The organism is Streptosporangium sp. NPDC020072, assembly GCF_040631445.1.
GTDB lineage: Bacteria > Actinomycetota > Actinomycetes > Streptosporangiales > Streptosporangiaceae > Streptosporangium.
Genome location: NZ_JBEYAB010000016.1, coordinates 16,190 through 36,395, shown reverse-complemented (window position 1 = coordinate 36,395; position 20,206 = coordinate 16,190). Strand labels below are relative to the sequence as shown.

Below are 20,206 nucleotides of genomic sequence, written 5' to 3'. Positions count from 1 at the left end.
CCACGTTCGGCGGGCCGGGCCGCAGGCGCCCGGGATCCGCCATGGAAGACGAGATCCGAGAAAGAGGTTCCCCTTGCCCGCGGACGTGCTCGCGCTGACCGGCGCGCAGCTGGGCGTCTGGTACGCCCAGCGCCTCGACCCCGCCGACCCGAGCTTCAACGTCGGCCAGTACGTCGAGCTGTGCGGACCCCTCGACCTGGACCTGTTCGGCGAGGCCGTACGGATCGGGGTCGGTGAGACGCAGGCCCTGAACGTGCGGATCGTGGACGGCCCCGACGGGCCGTGGCAGGTGATCGGCGAGGCCGCGGACTGGGACTTCGGCGTCGTCCGCTGCGACCCCGAGGAGGCGCTGCGCGCCATGCGGGCCGACCTCGCGACCCCGGTCGACATCCTGACCGGGCCGCTGGTCGCCGAGACCCTCTACGAGGTCGGCCCCCAGCGCTACCTCTGGTACCAGCGTTTCCACCACATCCTCATGGACGGCTACAGCTTCGCCCTGCTGGCCGGGCGGGTCGCGCAGATCTACACGGCGCTGGCCGCGGGCAGGCCGTACGGGGACAGCCCGTTCGGGCGGCTGGGGGCGGTCGTCGGCCAGGAGGTCGACTACCGGACCTCCGGCGGGCGCGAGCAGGACCGCGACTGGTGGCGCGAGCACCTCGCCGACCGGCCGGAGGTCGCGGAGATCACCTCGGGGACCTCCACGTACGGCTTCCTGCGCGAGCGGGCCGAGTTCCCCGGCCAGGCACTGCTCGCCGTCGCCAAGGAGGCGGGCGGGACCTGGGCCGACGCGGTGACCGCCGTCACCGCCGCCTACACCTGGCGGATGACCGGCGCCGCGGACGTCGTCCTGGGCATGCCGTTCGCCGGACGGTTCGGCGTGGCGTCGATGCGCGTGCCGGGCATGACGGTCAACGTCCTGCCGGTCAGGCTCCTCCACGAGGCGGAGACGACGCTCACCGGCCTCGTCCGCCAGGCCGCCGCCGAGATCGTCGCCGTCCGGGCCCACCAGCACTACCGGGGCGAGGACCTGCAGCGCGACCTCGACCTGGTCGGCTCGGGACGCAGGCTGTACGGCCCCTCGGTCAACGTCAAGGCCTTCGACTACGAGCTCTCCTTCGCCGGGGTCGACGGCGTCACCCGCAACCTCGCCGCGGGCCCGGTCGACGACCTGGAGTTCTCCTTCTACAAGACCCCCGACGACGTCCTGGTCGTCGAACTCGACGGCAACCCCGGCAGGTGCACGCCCGAGACCCTCAGGGCGCACCTGCGGCGCTTCCTCGCCTTCGCCGACGCCATGGCCGCGGCGCCGGGAACGCCGGTCGCGGAACTGCCGCTGATCACCCCGGCGGAACGCGACCTCGTCGTCGACGGCTGGAACGCCACCGGGACGCCCGTCACCGGCGCGACCCTCGCCGAGGCGTTCCGCGCCCAGGCCCGCAGGACGCCGGAGGCGGTCGCGGTCCGCGACCTGTCCGGCACCGGGAGCGGTCTCAGCTTCGCCGAGCTCGACGCCCGCTCCGACCGGCTGGCCGCGCTGCTGCTCGGCAGGGGAGCGGCCCCCGAGCGGACCGTCGCCCTCGAACTGCCCCGCGGCACCGGCATGATCGTCGCCCAGCTCGCCGCCCTCAAGTCCGGCGCCGCCCACCTGGTGCTCCCCACCGACCTGCCGGAGGAACGGCGCGCCTTCCTGCTGGCCGACGCCGGCCCGGTGCTCGTGGTCACCCCGGAGACGCTCGCCGAAGCCGAAACCGAAGCGGGGGCGAAGACCCTCCCCGAGGTGACCGTACGGCCCGCCTCGCTGGCGTACGTGCTCTACACCTCCGGCTCGACCGGCCTGCCCAAGGCCGTCGCCGTCACCCACGCCACCCTCGCCAACCTGTGGGAGCACCACCGCGTCACCCTGCACGCCGGACCCCGCAGGAAGGTCGCGCACTCCTACGCCTTCTCCTTCGACTCGGCGTGGGGGCCGTTCCTGTGGATGGTCTCCGGGCACGAACTGGTCGTCCTCGACGAGCACGAACGGCGTGACCCCGCCTCCTTCACCGGGCTCGACGTCATCGACGTCTCCCCGTCGTTCTGCCTGCAACTGGCCGACGCCGACATGCTCGACCGGCCGGGACACCCCGGGCTCGTGCTGCTCGGCGGGGAGGCCGTGCCGCCCGCGCTGTGGCGGCGGCTGCGCGAGACCCCCGGCGTGCGCGCGCACAACCTGTACGGCCCGACCGAGTTCACCGTGGACGCCCTGTGGGCCTGGCTCGACGACAGTGAGGAGCCGGTCGTCGGCCGTCCCGTCGGCGGGGCCAGGGCCTACGTGCTCGACGCGCGCCTGGCCCCGGTGCCGCCCGGCGTGACCGGGGAGCTGTACGTCGCGGGCGGCGGCCTGGCCCGCGGCTACCTGAACCGGCCCGGCCTGACCGCGGAACGGTTCGTCGCCGACCCCTTCCAGCCGGGCGGGCGGATGTACCGCACCGGCGACATGGCCCGCTGGCGCACCGACGGGACCCTGGAGTTCCACGGCCGCACCGACGACCAGATCAAGATCCGCGGCCACCGCGTCGAGCTGGGCGAGGTCGAGGCCGCGCTGGCGGCCGTGCCCGGTGTCACCCAGGCCGCGGCCGCCGTGCGCGGCGGGCTGCTGACCGGCTACGTCGTCGGCGACGGCCTGGAGGCCGCCCGGGTGCGGGGCACGCTGGCCGCCCGGCTGCCCGGCTACATGGTGCCCGCCGCCGTCGTCGTGCTCGCCGCCCTGCCGCTGACCGGGCACGGCAAGCTCGACCGGCGCGCCCTGCCCGCCCCCGAGTTCACCGCCACGGGCCGCCCGCCGCGCGACGCGACGGAGGAGACGCTCTGCGGGATCTTCGCCGAGGTCCTCGGCCTGCCCGAGATCGGCATCGACGACAACTTCTTCGAGCTGGGCGGCGACAGCATCACCTCCATCCAGGTCTGCGGGCGCGCCCGCAAGGCCGGGCTCGCGGTGACGCCCCGCCAGGTCTTCGAGCTGAGGACCGTCGCCGGTCTGGCCGCCGTCGCGGGAGCCGTACGGCAGGCCCGCCCCGACGACGGCGTGGGGACCGTCCCGCTCACGCCCATCGTCGCCTGGCTGCGCGACCTCGGCGGCTCGGTCACGGCGTTCCGGCACACCGCCTCCGTGGACCTTCCCGAGGGGGTCACCGGCGAGCGGGTGCTTCAGGCGGTGCAGACCCTGCTCGACCACCACGACGCGCTGCGCGCCCGTCTCAACCCCGACTGGACCCTCGACGTCCGGCCCCCCGGCGCGGTCGCCGCCGCCGACGTCGTCGGTACGACCGCCGGCCCCGGGGAGGACCTCGACCCGGCGGCGGGCCGCATGGTCGCCTTCACCCACGAACCGGGACGGCTCACCGTCGCCGTCCACCACCTCGTCGTGGACGGCGTCTCCTGGCGTGTCCTGCTGCCCGACCTGCGGGCCGCCCTCGAAGGACGGCCGCTCGAACCGGTCGGCACCTCGCTGCGCACCTGGGCGGCCACCGTGGCCGACCTGGACGTCTCCGGCGAACTGCCCTACTGGACCGGGGTTCTCGACCGGCCGGGACCGAGGCTCGGCGCGCGCAGGCCAGGACCCGGCGACAGCGTCGGCACCGCCGTGCGCTCCGTCGTCACCGTGCCGCCGGGTCGTACGGCGCCGCTGCTGGCCGCCGCGGCCCGCTGCCGCGCCGGGATGGACGAGCTGCTGCTGGCCGTCCTGGCCAGGGCCGTCGGCGGGGACGAACTGCTGGTGCAGACCGAGGGGCACGGCCGTGACCTGATCGACGACCTCGACCTGTCGCGCACCGTCGGCTGGTTCACCGTCGAACACCCCGTCCGCGTCCGTCTCGACGGAGCCACGACCCCGGCCGGCACCCTCAGGAGGGTGAAGGAGGCCGTCAGGTCGGTGCCCGGCGGCGGACTCGGCTACGGCGTCCTGCGCCACCTGCGCGGACTGCTCGACGGGCTGCCGCAGCCGCAGATCCTGTTCAACTACCTCGGCCGTTTCGCCGCGGGCGCCGCCTTCACCGCCTCCGACGACCCCGCCATGCCCACGCCGTACGCCCTTGAGGTCAACGCCTTCCTGCACGAGACGCCGCAGGGACCCTCGCTGGCCGTCCACCTGTCGAGCCCGCCCGGCGTGCTCGACCTGGACGACCTCGGCGCGCGCTGGGACACCGCCCTCGACGAACTGGCCGCGACGTCCGACGCGCTGGTCCCGTCCGACCTGCCGCTGGTCGCCCTCACCCAGCGGGAGGTCGACCGCCTGCCCGGGGACGCCGCCGACGTGCTGCCGCTCTCGCCGCTGCAGGAGGGCCTGCTCTTCCACGCCAGCGCCGACGAACTCGACGTCTACACCTCGCTGACCCACCTTGATCTCGAAGGGCCGGTCGACGGGCTGCGCGGGCGGATGGAACGGCTGCTCGCCCGGCACGACAGCCTGCGCGCGGTCTTCCTGTCCGACGGCTTCGACCGGCCCGTCCAGGTCATCCCGGCCCGGGCGGAACTGTCCTGGCGGGAACTCGACCTGTCCGGCGAGCCGGAACGCCTCGACGAGGTCGAACGCGCCGAACTGGCCCACCGCTTCGACCTCACCCGCTCGCCGCTGCTGCGCTGCCTGCTCGTACGGCTCGGCCCTGACCGCCACCGGCTGCTGCTGACCGGCCACCACATCGTCGCCGACGGCTGGTCGACCCCGCTCATCGTGCGCGAACTGGTCTCGGGAACCGCCGAACCGGCGCCGCCGTACCGGGACTACCTGGCCTGGCTGGGCCGCAGGGACACCGAGGCCGACGCCGCGGCCTGGCGCGAGGCGCTGGCCGGGCCGGTCGAACCGACCCTGGTCGGAGGCGCAGAAGCCGCGCGAACCCCCGTCCCGCCGCGTGAGGTGGCCGTCGAGCTGCCCGCCGCCGTGGGGGAGCGGCTCGGCGTGTTCGCCAGGCGGCACGGCCTGACCCTCAACACCGTCGTCCAGGGGGCCTGGGCGATCCTGCTCGGCGTGCTCACCGGACGCGACGACGTCGTCTTCGGCGCGACCGTCTCCGGCCGTCCCGCCGACCTCGACGGCGTGGAGAACATGATCGGCCTGTTCAGCAACACCGTCCCCGTCCGGGTGCGGCTCGACCCGGAGGAGGCGGCGCTCGCCGCGCTCACCAGGCTCCAGGCGGAACAGGCCAGGCTGCTCGACCACCAGTACCTCGGCCTGGCCGAGATCCAGGCCCTCGCCGGGGCCGGGACGCTCTTCGACACGCTGCTCGTCTTCGAGAACTACCCGGCCGGGCAGGGCGTGCCCGGCGGTGAGGTCACCGTGACCGGCGCAGGCAACCGGGGCCACACGCACTACCCGCTGACGCTGCTCGTGCTTCCCTCGGGCAACCCGGTGCTCGGCCCCGACGGCGGCGGGCCCCGTTTCGTCCTGGAGTACCGGCCGGACGCGTTCGGCGACGACGAGGCCCGGGTCGTGGCCGCCCGCTTCGCCCGGGTGCTCGCGCAGCTCACCGCGGAGGTCGCCGTCGGCGAGATCGACGTGCTGATCGAACGCGAGAGCGTCCTCGGCGACTGGATCGCCACCGAGGCGGAGATCCCCGCAGGCACCGTCGTGGACGTCTTCGAGGCGCAGGTCGCCGCGACCCCGGACGCGACCGCGGTGGTCTCCGGCACGACCGCCCTGACCTTCGACCAGCTCAACCGGCGCGTCAACCGGCTCGCGCACGCCCTGACCGGGCTCGGCGCCGGGCGGGAGACGCTGGTCGCGCTCGCGCTGCCCCGCTCGGCCGACCTGGTCGTCGCGCTGCTGGCCGTGCTGAAGACCGGGGCCGCCTACCTGCCGATCGACCTCGACTACCCGGAGGAACGGCGGCGGCTCATGCTCGCCGACGCCCGCCCCGTGCTCGTCCTGACCAAGCTCCCGGAGACCGACGACGGCCCGGAGACCGACCCCGTCGTCGAACGCGACCCCGCGCAGCAGGCCTTCGTCATCTACACCTCCGGCTCGACCGGACGCCCCAAGGGCGTGCAGATCGCCCACCACGGCCTGATGAACCTCTACCGCGACCACCGCGACACCGTCTTCGCCAGGGCGGTCGAGGCGGCGGGCGGGCGGCGGCTGCGCGCCGCGCACACCGCGTCCTTCTCCTTCGACTCCTCCTGGGAGCAGCTGCTGTGGCTGCTGTGCGGCCACGAGCTGCACGTCTTCGACGAGGAGACCCGCCGCGACGCCGAGGCGACCGTCGCGCTGGTCGCCGAACGGCGCATCGACACCCTCGACGTCACCCCGACCTTCGCCGAGCAGCTGCTCGACTGCGGCCTGCTCGACGGTGAGCACCGGCCCGTGCTCGTGCTGCTCGGCGGCGAGGCCGTGCCCGACGCGCTGTGGCGCCGCCTGCGTGAGACCCCCGGCGTGCTCGCGCACAACTACTACGGCCCGACCGAGGACACCGTGGACACCCTCGGCGCCGACCTCGCCGACAGCCCCACCCCGGTCGTCGGACGGCCCATCGCCAACACCCGCGTCTACGTGCTCGACCGCAGACTGCGCCCGGTGCCGCCGGGCGTCCCCGGCGAGCTGTACATCGCCGGGGCCGGTCTGGCCCGCGGCTACCTGAACCGGCCGGGCCTGACCGCCGAACGGTTCGTCGCCGACCCCCTCAGGTACGGCGAGCGCATGTACCGCACCGGGGACCTGGCCCGCTGGCGGCCCGACGGCACCCTGGAGTTCCTCGGCCGCACCGACGACCAGGTGAAGGTACGCGGCTACCGGATCGAGCTGGGCGAGGTCGAGGCCGCGCTCACCGCACAGCCCGGGGTCTCCCGCGCCGCCGTGATCGTCAGGGACGACCGGCTCGTCGCCTACGTCGTCGCCGACGGGCCGGTCGACCCCGGCGCGCTCGGCCTGCCCGCCTACATGGTCCCCGCCGTCGTCACCCTCGACGCGCTGCCGATGAACGTCCACGGCAAGCTCGACCGCGCCGCCCTGCCCGCCCCCGGGGTGAGTCGTACGGCGGGCCGCGCGGCCAGGGACGAACGGGAGGAACTCGTCCGCGGCGTGCTCGCCGACCTGCTCGGCGTGCCCGCGATCGGCGCCGACGACGACTTCTTCGCCCTCGGCGGCCACTCGCTGCTGGCCGCCCGCGCCGTCAACCGCATCCGGCGCGCCCTGGGCACCGGCCTGGCGATCAGGGACCTGTTCGAGGCGCGCACCGTCGCCAGGCTCATGCCCAGGCTCGGCGGCGCCGCCCGCGCGCCGCTCACCCGCATGCCGCGCCCGGAACGGGTGCCGCTCTCGGCCGCCCAGCGCCGCCTGTGGTTCCTGCACCACCTCGAAGGCCCGAGCCCGGTCTACAACATCCCGCTGCGCCTGCACCTGACGCCGGGCGCCGACGCCGCCGCGCTGCGCGCCGCCTGGCACGACGTGACCGGCCGCCACGAGATCCTGCGCACCGTCTACCCGGACGCCGAAGGCACGCCGTACCAGGTGGTCCTGGACGTCCGGCCGCCGCTGACGACCGTGGCGAGCACGGCGGAGCGGCTGGCGGACGACCTCGCCGAGGCCGAGGAGTACGGCTTCGACCTGCCCGCAGAGCCGCCGCTGCGCGGGACGCTGTTCACCCTCGGCGAGGGACGGCTCGTCCTGTCGGCCGTCTTCCACCACATCGCCAGCGACCAGTGGTCGGAGGGGGTGTTCCTGCGCGACCTGGCGAGTGCCTACGAGGCAAGGCTGGCCGGGCGGGAACCGGAGTGGCCCGACGTCCTGCAGTACGCCGACCACACCCTCTGGCGCCGGGACGTCCCCACCGAGGAGGACGAACGCCACTGGCGGGAGGCGCTGGCGGGCATCCCCGACGAGCTGGCGCTGCCCTACGACCGGCCCAGGCCGCACACCCCGACCCACCGGGGCGCGACCGTACGGCTCCGCCTGCCCGACGACGTCCACCGGGGCGTCGCGGCGCTGGCCGGGCGCGGCGGCGCGACCCCCTTCATGGTGCTGCAGGCCGCCGTCGCCCTCCTGCTGGGCAGGCTCGGCGGCGGGGACGACATCCCGCTCGGCGTACCCGTGGCGGGCCGCCCCGACGAGGCCCTCGACGACGTCATGGGCCTGTTCGTCAACACGCTCGTGCTGCGCGCCGACCTGTCGGGCGATCCGTCGTTCGACACGCTGCTCGGCCGGGTGCGCCAGACGGAACTGGCCGCGCTCGCCCACCAGGACCTGCCGTTCGAGCGGCTCGTCGACATCGTCGCCCCCACCAGGTCACTGGCCAGGCACCCGCTGTTCCAGGTCATGACCCAGTACCACCGGGCGGAACCAGCCATCGCCCTCGGCGAGCTCGAACCCGACCTGAGCGTCCACGCCCGCTTCGACCTGGCCTTCAACGCCGTGGACGACGGCGAGGCCACGCACCTGTCGATCATCTACGCCCGCGACCTGTTCGACGACGCGACCGCCCACCTGCTCGGCGACCGGCTCGTCCACGTGCTGCGCCAGGTGCTGGCCGACCCGGCGCTGACCGTCGGCGCGGTCGACGTGCTGTCCCCCGCCGAACGCGGCCGGATCACCGGCGAGTGGAACGACACCGCCCGCGAGGTGCCCTCCGGCACGCTCAGCCGCCGCATCACCGCCCAGGCCCGCCGTACCCCGGACGCCCTGGCCGTGGCCGCACCCGAGGGGCCTGAGGGGAGGACCTGGCTTGAGCTGACCTACGCGGAGCTGGAACGGCGCGCCGACCGGCTGGCCTGGGAACTCGCCGAGGGCGGCGCCGGGCCCGAGACGATCGTCGCGGTCTCCGTCCCCCGCTCGGCGGAGCTGATGGTCGCGCTGCTGGCCGTGCTGAAGACCGGGGCGGCCTACCTGCCGATCGACCCCGACTATCCGGCGCAGCGGCGTGAGCTGATGCTCGACGACGCCCGCCCCGTCCGGCTGCTGACGGCCGCCGACGTCCCCCGTGAGGGCGGGGACCGGCCCTTCCCCGACGCCTCGGCCCCCGGCGGCCCGGCCTACGTGATCTACACCTCCGGCTCGACGGGACGGCCGAAGGGCGTGGTGGTCGAGCACCGGGCGATCGTCAACCGCCTGGCCTGGATGCAGGCCGAGTACGGCCTCACCCCGGACGACCGGGTGCTGCAGAAGACCCCCGCCGGGTTCGACGTGTCGGTGTGGGAGTTCTTCTGGGCGCTCTGCGAGGGCGCCGCCGTGGTCCTGGCCGCGCCCGGCGACCACCGCGACCCCGCCAGGCTCGTCCGGCTCATCCGGGAGCGGTCCGTCACGGTCGCCCACTTCGTGCCGTCCATGCTGCGGGCCTTCCTGACCGACCCCGGCGTGCCCGGCTGTGTGAGCCTGCGCCACGTCGTCTGCTCCGGCGAGGCGCTGCCCGCCGACCTGGCCGCCGACTTCAGGAGGGCGCTCGGCGCCGGGCTGCACAACCTGTACGGCCCGACCGAGGCCGCCGTGGACGTCACCTACCAGGAGTACACCGGTGACCCCGGAGCCGCCACGGTCCCGATCGGCCGCCCGGTGTGGAACACCGGCGTCCACGTGCTGGACGCCGCGCTGCGCCCGGTGCCGGTCGGCGTCCCCGGCGAGCTGTACCTGTCAGGCGTCCAGCTCGCCCGCGGCTACCTCAACCGGCCGGGCCTGACCGCCGAACGGTTCGTCGCCGACCCGTCCGGGCACGGCGAGCGCATGTACCGCACCGGGGACCTGGCCCGCCGGCGCCCCGACGGCACCGTCGAGTTCCTCGGCCGCACCGACGACCAGGTGAAGATCCGCGGGCAGCGGATCGAGCTGGGCGAGGTCGAGGCCGCGCTGCGCGCCCTTCCCGGCGTACGGCAGGCCGCCGCGGCCGCCGTCGAAGGCCGCCTGATCGGCTACGTCGTCGGTGCTTCAGACGGTGCCCCCGACGGTGCGCTCGACCCGGCGGCGCTCCGCGCCGAACTGGCCTCGTGTGTCCCCGGCCAGCTCGTGCCCTCGGTGATCGTGCCGATCGACGCGCTGCCGCTCTCCGTCAACGGCAAGCTCGACCGCCGCGCGCTGCCCGTCCCCGCCGCGCCCGAGGCGCCCGCCGCCGCGAAGCCCGCCAGGCCCGGCGAGGAGGCCATGGCCGCCGCCTTCGCCGAGGTGCTCGGCCTGGGCGCGGTCGGCGTCGACGACGACTTCTTCGGCCTCGGCGGCGACAGCATCATGTCCATCACCCTGGTCGCCAGAGCCCGCGCCGCCGGGCTGACGATCACCGCCAAGGACGTCTTCGAGCACCCGACCGTCGCCGGGCTCGCGGCCGTCGCCACGGCGGCGGAGCCCGTCGCCGCGACGCCCGCGGAACCCGAGGAGGAGGCGGGCGGCCCGCTGCCGCTGCTGCCCGTCATGCACTGGCTGCGCGAACAGGGCGTCCCGGTCGAGGACGTGCACCAGGCCAGGCTGCTGCGGGTGCCGCCCGCGCTCGGCGTCGAGCGGATCACCGCCGCCTTCGACGTCCTCGCCCGCCGCCACGACGCGCTGCGGCTGCGCCTGGCCAGGCCGCACCCCGCGATCTGGTCGGCGGAGATCACCCCTGAGGCGGCCCCCTTCGAGGTGCGCCGGGTCACCGGCCTGGCCGGTCTCGAAGCCGAGTACCGCGCCGCCGTCGGACGGCTCGACCCGGCGACCGGCGCGGTCGTCCAGGTCGTCTGGTTCGACCTCGGCGAGGAGCCGGGACGCCTGCTCGTCGTCGCCCACCACCTCGTGGTGGACGGCGTCTCCTGGCGCTTCCTGCTGCCCGACCTGGCAGCCGCCGTCGAGGGCCGCGACCCCGCCCCCGTCCCCGTCTCCCTGCGCCGCTGGTCACGGCGGCTGAGCGAGGAGGCGCACACCCCCGGGCGGCTCGCCGAACTCGACCACTGGCTGGCGGCCGTGGCCCCCGGCGCCACCCGCCTGGCGGTGACGCCCCAGGCGTCCCCGGTGTCCGCTACGGCGCCCGCCACGCACGAGACCGTCCTGGACACCGCGCTCACCCGGAGCCTGCTTTCGGCCAGGGGCGGGATGAACGCGCTGCTGCTCACCGCGCTCGCCCTGGCCCTGCCCGGCGACGGCCCGGCCCTGGTCGAGCTGGAGGGCCACGGCCGCGAACACGCCGAACTCGACCTGTCGCGCACCGCGGGCTGGCTCACCGCCGTCCACCCGGTACGTCTCGACCCCAGGACCCCCGGCGGCACAATCGGCACGGTCGCGGCGTTCAAGCGGATCAGGGAACAGCTGGCCGCGGTGCCCGACGGCGGCCTCGGCTACGGCCTTCTGCGTCACCTCAACCCGCAGACGGCCGCCGTGCTCGCCGCCGCGCCCCGCCCGGAGATCCTGTTCAACTACCTGGGCAGGTTCGGCGTCGGCGGCGCCGAGGACTGGGGCATCGCCGACGAGACGCTCCCCGAGATCGGGACCGGCGCCTCGCCGTACGGGCTTGAGGTGGACGCCGTCACCCAGGACAGGCCCGAGGGACCGACGCTGCGGGTCACCTGGACCTCGGCCGTCCTCGACGGCGCGGAACTGGCCGGTCTGGCCGGGCGCTGGGAGGCGGCGCTGGCCGAACTCGGCGCCCCCGGCGCCCTCGACGACGCGCTGACCCCCTCCGACCTGCCGCTGGTCTCCCTCACCCAGACGCAGATCGACGAGCTGCCCCCCGGCACGGCCGAGGTGCTGCCGCTCGCGCCGCTGCAGGAGGGCCTGCTCTTCCACGCCACCGTGGACGAGGGCGCGCTCGACGTCTACACCGTGCAGAACTTCCTCGAACTGCGCCGCCCGATGGACGCCGGACGGCTGCGCGAGGCCTGGCGGCGGCTGACCGCCCGCCACCCCAACCTGCTGGCCGGGTTCCGGTACGACGGCCTCGACCGGGCCGTCCAGTTCGTGCCCAGGACGGCGGAGCTGCCGCTGACCGAGATCGACCTGACCGGCCTCACCGGGCGGCCCCTCACCGGGCAGGAGGCGCGGGCGGAGGGCATCGACCTCGGCTTCCTCACCGACCCGGCGCAGCGGGACGCGGTCGCGCGGATCCTGACCGAGGACCGCGCCAGGCGCTTCGACCTGACCAGGCCGCCGCTGGTGCGCTTCACCCTGGTCAGGCTGGCCCCCGACCACCACCTGCTGGTCATGATCCACCACCACATCCTGTGGGACGGCTGGTCGGAGGGGCTGTTCCTGCGGGAGCTGTTCGACCTGTACGACGGGCGCGAGCCCGAGCGGGTCACCCCCTACCGGGACTATCTGGCCTGGCTGTCGCGGCAGGACACCGGCGCCGCGTTCGAGGCCTGGAAGCAGGCCCTGGCCGGGCTCGCCGAGCCGACGCTGCTGGCCCCCACCGGGGGCGAGCTGACCGCGGTCGTACCCGACGCCGTGCTGGCCGAACTGCCCGACGGGTTCGGCCCGAGCCTGGTCGCCCAGGCCAGACGGCACGGCCTGACGCTCAGCACCCTGCTGACCGCCGCCTGGGGCATGGTCCTGGCCGGGGTCACCGGCCGCTCCGACGTCGTGTTCGGCAGCACCGTCTCAGGACGGCCCGCCGAGATCCCCGGCGTCGAGTCGACCATCGGCCTGTTCCTCAACACCGTCCCCGTGCGGATCACCCTCGACGCCGACGAGTCCCTCCTGGGCCTGCTCACCCGCCTGCAGCGCGGCCGCTCCGCCGTACTGGCCCACGAACACCTCGGGCTCGGCGAGATCCAGCGGGCGGCGGGACTCGGCCAGCTCTTCGACACCCTGTACGTGCTGCGCAACTTCGGCGACGACGAGGAGGAACGCCTGCGCGTCACCGCCTCCTACGGCATCGCCGAGATGGACAGCGTGGACGGCACCCACTACCCGCTGACCCTTGTCGTCACCCCGGACGAACGGCTCAAGGTGTCGCTGGCCTACCGGCCCGACGTGTTCGACCGGCCGCTCGCCGAGGCGATGCTCGCCCGCTTCACCCGCCTGCTCGAACAGATCGCCGGGGACCTGACGACACCCGTCGGCCGCCTCGACCCGCTCGGGCCGGACGAACGACGGCTGGTGCTCCAGGAATGGAACGCCACCGATCACCCGCTGCCGGACAAGACCGTCGCCCGCCTCCTGGAGGAACAGGCCGCGCGCACCCCCGGCGCCGTCGCGCTGGTCTTCGGCAGGGAACGCCACACCTACGCCGAGCTCAACGCCCGCGCCAACCGCATCGCCAGGATGCTGGTCGGCAGGGGCGCCGGACCGGAGCGGATCGTCGGGCTCGCGCTGCCGCGCTCGGCCGACATGGTCGCCGCGCTGTTCGCGGTGCTCAAGACCGGCGCCGCCTACCTGCCGCTCGACCTGGACTACCCGGCCGACCGGATCGAGCACATGATCGACGACGCCGGGCCGGTGTGCGTGCTGCGCCCCGGGGACCTGGACGGCCTGGACGGGCTGCCCGGCGACGACCTGGGCCTGGAGTTCCCGCTGAGCCACCCGGCGTACGTCATCTACACCTCGGGCTCGACGGGGAGGCCGAAGGGCGTCGTCGTGCCGTACGCGGGCCTGACCAACATGCAGTTCAACCACCGCAGCGAGATCTTCGACCCGGTCGTGGCCTCGGCGGGACGGCGGCTGCGGATCGCGCACACCGTCTCCTTCTCCTTCGACATGTCGTGGGAGGAGCTGCTGTGGCTCGTCGAGGGGCACGAGGTGCACGTCCTGGACGAGGAGATGCGCCGCGACGCGCAGTCGCTCACCGCCTACTGCGCCGAGCACCTCGTCGACGTCGTCAACGTCACCCCCTCCTACGCCCAGCAGCTCGTCGAACACGGCCTGCTCGAAGGGCACGTCCCGCCGCTGGTGCTGCTCGGCGGCGAGGCCGTCGGCCACGCCCTGTGGGAGACGCTGCGCACCACGGAGGGGACACTCGGCTACAACCTGTACGGCCCGACCGAGTACACCATCAACACCCTCGGCGGCGGCACCGGCGACAGCGTCACCCCCATCGTCGGCCGCCCGATCTGGAACACCCGCGTCTACGTGCTGGACGACCGGCTGCGCCCGGTCCCCGTCGGCGTCGCGGGCGAGCTGTACGTCTCCGGGATCGGCCTGGCCCGCGGCTACCTGAACCGGCCCGGCCTCACCGCGGAGCGCTTCGTCGCCGACCCCTTCCAGGACGGCGAGCGCATGTACCGCACCGGCGACGTCGTGCGCTGGCGCGGCGACGGCAACCTCGACTTCCTCGGCAGGGCCGACGACCAGCTGAAGATCCGTGGATTCCGGGTCGAACCCGGCGAGATCGAGGCCGTCATCGCCGCCGAACCCGGCGTCGGCCAGGTGGCGGTCGTCGCCCAGCCGGGCCCGGTCACCCGCCTGGTGGCCTACGTCGTGCCCTCGGGGGACGGCCCCGGCGACCTGGCGGCGTCCCTGCGGGAACTGCTGCCCGGCTACATGGTGCCCTCGGCGTTCGTCACCCTCGACGAGCTGCCGCTGACCATCAACGGCAAGCTCGACCGCAAGGCGCTGCCCGCCCCGGACTTCGCCGCCGCCGTCTCCTCCCGCGAGCCGCGCGACGAACGCGAGGCCGCCCTGTGCCGGGTCTTCGCCGAGGTGCTCGGCCTGCCCAGGGTCGGCGTCGACGACAGCTTCTTCGAACTCGGCGGCCACTCGCTGCTGGCCATGCGGCTGGCCGCCAGGATCAGGACGGAGCTCGGCACGCCGCTCAAGCTGGCCACCGTCATGGCCGCCCCGACCCCGGCGGAGCTGGCCGTACGGCTGGCCGGGGGAGCGCCGGGCGGATTCGACGTGATCCTGCCACTGCGCGCCTCGGGCGACCTGCCGCCGCTGTTCTGCGCGCACCCGCCCGCCGGGTTCGCCTGGCTGTACGGCGGGCTGCTGCCCCACCTCGACCCGCGCAGGCCCCTGTACGGCATCCAGGCGCCCCAGCTGACCGGGGAGGACTTCGCCCCGGCGACCATCCGCGACCTGGGCCGGGCCTACGCCGACCGGATCGCCGCCGTCCAGCCCGCCGGGCCGTACCACCTGTTCGGCTGGTCCTTCGGCGGGCAGGTCGCCTACGCGATCGCCACGGCGCTGCGCGAGAGGGGGCAGGAGGTCGCCTTCCTCGGCGTGCTCGACACCTTCCCGATGGACGCCGAGGAGGAGCCGAGCCGCACCCCGCAGGAACTGGACGAGCTCAGCCGGGCCGAGACCGAGGAGTTCCTGCAGGGGCTGCGCGAGTCGGCGGGTGTGCTCGCCGACTTCGACGACGCCACGGTGCGGGCCATCGCGACCGTCCACCGCGCCTGCATGGACCTGCTGCTTGGCGCGGACTACGCCCGCTACGACGGCGACCTGCTCGTCGTCACCGCCACCAAGGACCGGGTGGAGACCGGTGACCACCTGCAGTGGGCCGCCCACGTGGACGGGGCGATCGTCAACCACGACGTGGACTTCACCCACGCGGAACTGCTCACCCCCAGGGCGCTCACCGTGATCGGCCCCATCGTGAACCGCGCGCTCAACGAGATCCAGACCACGAGACCAGCACAGGAGAACCCCCGATGACCAATCCCTTCGAAGACGCCGACGCCCGCTACCTGGTGCTGGTGAACGCCGAGGGGCAGCACTCGCTGTGGCCCGCCTTCGCCGACGTGCCCGGCGGCTGGGAGAGCGTCCACGGCCCGGCCTCCCGCGCCGACTGCCTGGCCTACGTCGAGGCCAACTGGACCGACATGCGCCCGAAGAGCCTCGTCGCCGAGATGGGCGGCTGAGCTTGCCGCTCTCCGATCCCTCCTCACCCCGGCCACCCCGGCCCTCCTCGCTGCTGCGCCAGTGCCTGCTGGCGCAGCGGCGCACCCTGGCCGCCGCCGTCGTCTCGGCCGTCGTCAGGCAGGTCGCGCTGCTGGCCATCCCCTGGTGCGTGCAGCGCGCCGTCGACGACGGCATCTCCCGCTCCGACGTCGGTACCACGATCACCTGGGCGCTGGCCGTCCTGGCCGCCGCCGCGGTCCAGTGGGCCGGGCTCGCCGGCTGGCAGTGGTGGGCGAACCTGGCCGACGCCCGGGCGGGCGTCACCCTGCGGCACCGCCTGGTCCGGCACGTCGCCGCGCTCGGCGACGACGACCTGGCCGGGCGGGGCGGCCGGGGCGACCTGGCCATGAGCGTGACCCGGGACGTGGACCTGGTGCGCATCTGGGTGCACGGCCTGACCACCTGGGCGGTCATCGCCACCACGTTCGCGGTCGTGCTGCCCGCCCTGGCCACGCTCGAACCCGTCCTGCTCTACGTGACGCTCGCCATGATCCCGCCGCTGATCCTGGTCAACGTGGTGTTCTCCCGCAGGTTCGAGCCCGCGCTCGCCGAACTGTCCGACGCGCACGCCGCCCGCGCCGACGCCGTCGCGGACCTGCTGACCGTCGGCGGCGCGCTGCGCGGCCTCGGCGGCGCCGACGTCCTGCTCGGCAGGCACCGCGCGCACAGCGCCCGCGTCACGGAGACGACCATGCGCGCCGCCCGGATCTCGGCGACCTGGTCGGCGCTCGGGCCGATGATCCCCCGCCTGGCGGTGGTCGCCGGGATCGGCTTCGGCGGCATGGCGGTGCTCGCCGGAGACCTCACCGTCGGCGGCCTCGTCGCGTTCACCACGTGGATGGTCACACTCACCCTGGCCGTCGGCGTGGCCGTCGAACGCTTCGCCGACCGGGGCCAGGCCGTCGTCGCCGCCCGCCGCATCGCCGAGGTCCTCGCGCTGCGCCCGGCGCTCGACCGGCCGTCCGACCCCCTCCCGCTGCCCGCGGACGCCGTCCTCGCCTGCGAGGACGTGACGGTCGTCCGCGACGGGCGGCGGGTGCTCGGCCCGCTGTCGCTTTCGGTGAAGCCGGGGGAGCTGCTGGCCGTGACCGGGCCGAGCGGCTCGGGCAAGTCGACGCTGCTGCGGCTGCTGTGCCGTCGCGCCGACCCCTCGGAGGGGACCGTCTCCTACGGCGGCCTCGACCTGCGCGCCGCCGACCCCGACGAGGTGGCGGCGAGCCTGGTCCTGGTCTCCCAGCGGCCCGTGCTGGTCTCCGGGACCGTCGCCGACAACCTGAGGCTCGGCCGTGACCTGGACGAGGACGACCTGCGTGCCGCCTGCCACACCGCGGCCATCGACCTGCCCCTCGACGCGGAGGTCGGCGAGCGCGGCGGGGCCCTGTCCGGCGGCCAGGTGAAACGGCTCGCCCTCGCCCGCGCCCTGCTCGGCCGACCGGCCGTGCTGCTGCTCGACGACGTCACCTCCGCCCTCGACGAGACGACGGAGGCGCACGTCCTGGACCGGCTGCGCCGCTGGTCGCCGCGGACCGCCGTCGTCTTCGTGACCCACAGGGCCGCGGTCGCGGACGCCGCCGACCGTGTGCTCGACCTCACCGGAGCGGAGGTCTCCCATGGCTGAGGTCGCCATGCTGTCCGACGAGCCGTCCACCAGGAGGCTGCTGCGCCGCGCCTGGCCGTACCTGCGGCCGCACTCGGGCAGGATCCTGCTCGCGCTGCTGCTCAGCCTGGCCGAGAGCGCCGCGCTGGTCGCCCTGGCGCCGTTCATCGGCCTGGCCGTCGAGGCGCTGACCGAAGGCGACCGCGACCGGCTGCTCACGGCCGTCGCGCTGCTGGCCGGGCTCGTCGTCGCGCAGGCGCTGCTGGCCAGGTTCGCCGCGACCACCCTGGCCGACGCGGGAGAGCGGGTCGCCAGGGAGCTGCGCGAACGCGCCGCGGAACGGCTCGCCGGGGCGCCGCTGCGCTTCATCGAGGCGCACCGCGACGGCTCGCTGCTGCAGCGCGCCACCGGGGAGATCGCCGAGCTGGCCATGTTCGTCCGCACCGCGCTGCCGAACCTGCTCGGCGTCACCGCGACGCTGGCCTTCACCGCCGTCGTGCTGCTCGGCTACTCCTGGCCGCTGACCCTCGTGGTTGTCGCGGTCTTCCTGCCCCCGGCGCTGCTGATCACCCGCTGGTTCGCCAAGGACGCCGGTTCCGCGTTCGGCGCGCACGCCGGGGCGGAGGCGACCATGGCGGGCACCTTCGCCGAGACCCTCGACGCGCGTGAGGAGCTGCGCTCCGCGGGCGGCATGCCCGCCTGGCTGGCCCGTTTCGACCGGGACAACCTGGCCGCCCTCCTCACCCAGCGCCGCACGGTCGTGGTGGAGAACCGGATCGGCGCGATCACCCTGGTCGAGGGGGCGGCGATGGCCGTGCTCCTGGGCTTCGGCGCCTGGCTGGCCGCCGGAGGGCATCTGAGCGTCTCCACCGCGGTCGTCTTCGTGCTGGCCGGGCGCAACCTGTTCGAGGGGTTCGGCGACCTGTCCCAGCTCGCGGGGGAGATGCAGACCGTGAGGGCCGGGCTGGCCCGGCTGCTCGACCTGCTGTCGGCGGGTGCCCCGGAACCGGGCGGGGACCGGCCGCTGCCCGCCAGGGGAGAGCTGCTGGCCGAGGAGGTCACCTTCCGCTACGAGGACGAGACCGAGGTGCTGCGCGGGGTCTCGGTGCGTTTCGCCGAGAACGCCCACGCCGGGCTCGTCGGGGAGACCGGATCGGGCAAGACGACCCTGTCCAAGCTCCTCAGCGGCCTCTACCGGCCCGACTCGGGGCGGGTCACCTTCGGCGGCGTCGATCTCGGGGAGGCCTCGCCGGAGGAGGTGCGCAGACGCATCGCGCTCGTGCCGCAGGAGGTCCACATGGTCTCCGGCTCGGTCGCCGACAACCTCGCCCTCGCCAGGGGCGAGCCGGGACGCGCCGAGATGGAGGCGGCCTTCGAGACCCTGGGGATCGGCGCGTTCCTCCGAGGGCTGCCCCGGGGGCTGGACACCCCCGCCGGGGACCTGTCGGCGGGGGAGAGGCAGATCCTCGGGCTGGTCAGGGCCGTGCTCGCCGACCCGGCCGTGCTCATCCTCGACGAGGCGACCGCCGACGTCGACCCGGTCACGGCCCGCAGCCTGGAGACGGCGCTCGCCCGGCTGCGCGACGAGCGCGCGCTCATCGTCATCGCCCACCGTCCCGCGACCATCGAGCTGCTGCCACGGCTGGTGGGACTGCGCGCGGGCGCGCTCGACCCCCGGTACGAGAACTGACCGGGGCCGCCCGTGCCCGGGTGACGGGCGGCCCCGACTTGACGTGAAGGAAACCTGACTCTTTACTTAGGTTTGCCTTACCTAACAATAGTGATCCAGGAGACGCGGGATGCATCTCACCAGGGCCGTTCTCGGCCTCCTCACCGCCGGGCTGGTCGCCCTGACCACCGCGTGCGGTCCCTCCTCGGCCCCCTCCGCGGGCTCGGCGAGCGACCCCTCGGGGGCACCCGCCGCCGCCACCAGGACCGTCCAGACCGTCCACGGCGCCGTCCAGGTTCCCACCGAGCCCAAGAGAGTCGTCTCCCTGCTCAACACCACCGCGGCCGTCCTCGAACTGGGCATCACCCCCATCGCGGTCCTCCAGGAGGCCGAGAGCGACTACTCGCCCGAGGACTGGGCGAAGGTCAAGACCATCCCCGTCATCGGGACCGACGAGACGTCGATCAACTACGAGCAGCTCGCCCAGCTCCAGCCCGACCTCATCGTCAGCACCCAGCGCAGGGAGGAGGACTTCGGCTACGACAAGCTCAGCGCCATCGCGCCGACCGCCTTCTTCGTGACGGAGAACCCGGCCGACGTCCGCAAGGCCCTGCCCGAGATCGCCGACGCGCTGGGTAAGAAGGACGCGATGGCCGGGAAGATCGCCGAGTACGAGGCGAAGATCGCCGAGATCAAGTCCAAGTACTCCGCCGTCCTGGAGAAGACCACCTGGGACTACGTCGAGGGTGGCCCCGAGGGCTTCGTCGCCAACTCCCCGGTCTCCTGGCCCGGCCTGTTCATGGAGGAGACCGGCCTGAAGTTCTCCAAGGTCGCGACCGACGAGCGCGCCAACCGAGGCGTCCGGCTCTCCTACGAGCAGATCTCCCGCTTCAAGGACACCTCCGTCCTGCTGTACGGCGCGCAGCCCGACGGCAGCGTCGACCCCGCGACGCAGAAGCTGCTCGGCCAGGGATCGTGGAAGCTGCTGCCCGCCGCGAAGGAGGGGCACGTCTACCCGATCAAGTACGGCTACCAGTACAGCTACAAGGGCGTCCTGGAGATCGTCGGCCAGCTCGAAGCCATCCTCGCCAAGCTCGCCTAGGCGACCGTCAGTTCACAAGGACGTTCACCGGAGCGTTCACAAGGAGGAAGAGGACCGAGTGGACCTCCCCTTACCGTCGGTGAC

General features: G+C 74.2%; 5 protein-coding genes. All 5 read left to right on the top strand.

Annotated elements, in window-relative coordinates; genetic code table 11:
• The first annotated feature begins 73 nt into the window (after positions 1-73).
• The gene (locus ABZ470_RS33200; RefSeq protein WP_362916385.1) at positions 74-15,508 is read left to right on the top strand and encodes an amino acid adenylation domain-containing protein; all 15,435 of its coding nucleotides are present in this window, start codon (positions 74-76) and stop codon (positions 15,506-15,508) included.
• Complete coding sequence (locus ABZ470_RS33195) at positions 15,505-15,714, top strand: MbtH family protein (protein WP_352009151.1); 210 nt, start codon at positions 15,505-15,507, stop codon at positions 15,712-15,714. The genes ABZ470_RS33200 and ABZ470_RS33195 overlap by 4 nt, the downstream gene beginning before the upstream one ends.
• A 2-nt stretch (positions 15,715-15,716) precedes the next feature.
• On the top strand, positions 15,717-17,372 hold the full coding sequence (locus tag ABZ470_RS33190) for an ABC transporter ATP-binding protein (RefSeq protein WP_352009152.1): 1,656 nt from the start codon (positions 15,717-15,719) through the stop codon (positions 17,370-17,372).
• Positions 17,365-19,041 carry an ABC transporter ATP-binding protein gene (locus tag ABZ470_RS33185; RefSeq protein WP_362916383.1) on the top strand — a complete coding sequence of 559 codons (1,677 nt, stop codon included), beginning with the start codon at positions 17,365-17,367 and terminating at the stop codon, positions 19,039-19,041. The genes ABZ470_RS33190 and ABZ470_RS33185 overlap by 8 nt, the downstream gene beginning before the upstream one ends.
• Before the next feature lie 109 nt (positions 19,042-19,150).
• Positions 19,151-20,122, top strand: coding sequence for an ABC transporter substrate-binding protein (locus ABZ470_RS33180; protein WP_362916381.1), 972 nt, complete (start codon positions 19,151-19,153; stop codon positions 20,120-20,122).
• Positions 20,123-20,206: the final 84 nt, after the last annotated feature.

Excerpts from the sequence above, each read along its gene's own strand:
- ABZ470_RS33185 (WP_362916383.1), top strand. The coding sequence starts at position 17,365 with ATGGCTGAGGTCGCCATGCTGTCCGACGAGCCGTCCACCAGGAGGCTG.
- ABZ470_RS33195 (WP_352009151.1), top strand. The coding sequence starts at position 15,505 with ATGACCAATCCCTTCGAAGACGCCGACGCCCGCTACCTGGTGCTGGTG.
- ABZ470_RS33180 (WP_362916381.1), top strand. The coding sequence starts at position 19,151 with ATGCATCTCACCAGGGCCGTTCTCGGCCTCCTCACCGCCGGGCTGGTC.